Below are 940 nucleotides of genomic sequence, written 5' to 3' on the forward strand. Positions count from 1 at the left end.
GAGGAGCAGCAATGTCCGAGGCCAAGAGGTTGTGGGTGCCCGAGGACCAGTGGTCGGGGCGGGAGAACCTGCGGGAGTTCATCGACCAGCTCACCGAGCAGGGCTACTCGGTCCGGGACGGGCACTCCAACGATCCCGACCTGATCGATCCCGGGGGATCGGCGGTGGAGACCTGGCGGCAGGACTACCCCTACGACGAGTTGCTGAGCCGGGAGGAGTACGAGCTCGAGAAGTACCAGCTGCAGATCGAGCTGCTGAAGTTCCAGTACTGGGGCCAGGACCACGACCTGAAGCACGTCATCGTGTTCGAGGGACGGGACGCGGCCGGCAAGGGCGGGACGATCAAACGGTTCACCGAGCACCTCAACCCGCGCGCCGCCCGGGTGGTGGCCCTGACCAAGCCCTCGGACCGGGAGGCCGGGCAGTGGTACTTCCAGCGCTACATCGCCCACCTGCCCACCGCCGGGGAGATCGTGATGTTCGACCGCTCCTGGTACAACCGGGCGGTGGTCGAGCGCGTCATGGGGTTCTGCACCGACGAGGAGTACCACCAGTTCATGGCCCAGGCTCCGGTGTTCGAGAAGATGCTCGCCGAGTCCGGCGTCCACCTCACGAAGTTCTGGTTCTCCGTCACCCGTCAGGAACAGCGCACCCGGTTCGCGATCCGCCAGATCGATCCCGTGCGCCGGTGGAAGCTCTCCCCCAACGACCTGGCCTCCCTGGACCGCTGGGAGGACTACACGGACGCGAAGGAGGAGATGTTCCTGCGCACCGACACCGACCACGCCCCGTGGATCACGGTGAAGTCCAACGACAAGAAGCGGGCCAGGCTCAACGCGATGCGGGTGTTCCTGGACCAGTTCGACTACGAGGACAAGGACCCGGAGGTGGTCCACCCGCCCGACCCATTGATTGTGGCCCGCGGCCGCGAGGCCGTCGG

1 protein-coding gene is annotated in these 940 nt (G+C 66.4%); it reads left to right on the forward strand.

The features are described from left to right. Positions 1-11 precede the first annotated feature (11 nt). Positions 12-940: polyphosphate kinase 2 (gene ppk2 / locus ACFYE1_RS17465; RefSeq protein WP_387745833.1), on the forward strand; the 929-nt coding region annotated here is incomplete at its 3' end.

This window comes from Kocuria nitroreducens, from assembly GCF_042879195.1.
Taxonomy (GTDB): domain Bacteria; phylum Actinomycetota; class Actinomycetes; order Actinomycetales; family Micrococcaceae; genus Kocuria; species Kocuria nitroreducens.